At 40.9% G+C, this 856-nt stretch carries 1 protein-coding gene; it reads left to right on the top strand.

Annotation, left to right across the window (positions count from 1 at the left end; genetic code table 11):
- Nucleotides 1-818: IS66 family transposase (locus HT687_RS11345; RefSeq protein WP_172924216.1), on the top strand; the 818-nt coding region annotated here is incomplete at its 5' end.
- Nucleotides 819-856: the final 38 nt, after the last annotated feature.

Raw genomic sequence — 856 nt, 5'->3', positions numbered from 1 at the left:
GACTATTGACTCAGCCCTTACTTCATGCGGATGAAACTTCTTATAGGGTGCTAGAGAGTGATAGCCATCTGACCTACTATTGGACTTTTTTGTCTGGGAAAGCTGAGAAGCAAGGAATCACGCTGTACCACCATGATCAGCGTCGAAGTGGTTCAGTAGTACAAGAATTCCTAGGAGATTATTCTGGATATGTGCATTGTGATATGTGGTCTGCTTATCGTCAACTGGAAGAAGCTGAACTTGTTGGATGTTGGGCGCATGTGAGAAGGAAGTTTTTTGAATCCACCCCCAAGCAAGCAGATAACTCATCCTTAGGAGCTAAAGGTTTAGCTTATTGTGACCAGTTATTTGCCTTGGAAAGAGACTGGGAGGTTTTGCCAGCTGATGAACGACTACAGAAACGTCAAGAAGAGCTCCAACCCCTAATGGAAGACTTCTTTGCTTGGTGTCGGCGTCAGTCAGTTTTACCTGGTTCAAAACTAGGAAGGGCAATTGAATACAGTCTCAAGTATGAAGAAACCTTTAAGGCCATTTTGAAAGACGGGCATCTGGTCCTTTCCAATAATCTAGCTGAACGCGCCATTAAATCATTGGTTATGGGACGTAAAAATTGGTTGTTTTCTCAAAGTTTTGAAGGAGCTAAAGCAACAGCTATTATTATGAGTTTGTTGGAAACAGCTAAACGTCATCAACTAAATAGTGAAAAATATCTATCCTATCTTCTAGAATGTCTTCCAAACGAGGAAACTCTCGTAAACAAAGAGGTTTTAGAGGCTTATTTACCATGGAATAAAGTTGTACAAGAAAAGTGCAAATAAGAAATCTCCAGACTAGAGAACTCAGCGATAGTTCCTAA

It is taken from the genome of Streptococcus sp. 1449 (assembly GCF_013276805.1).
Taxonomy (GTDB): Bacteria; Bacillota; Bacilli; order Lactobacillales; family Streptococcaceae; genus Streptococcus; species Streptococcus pseudopneumoniae.
Note: the sequence above shows the minus strand (reverse complement) of the source record. Positions and strands in the feature narration are given on the sequence as shown.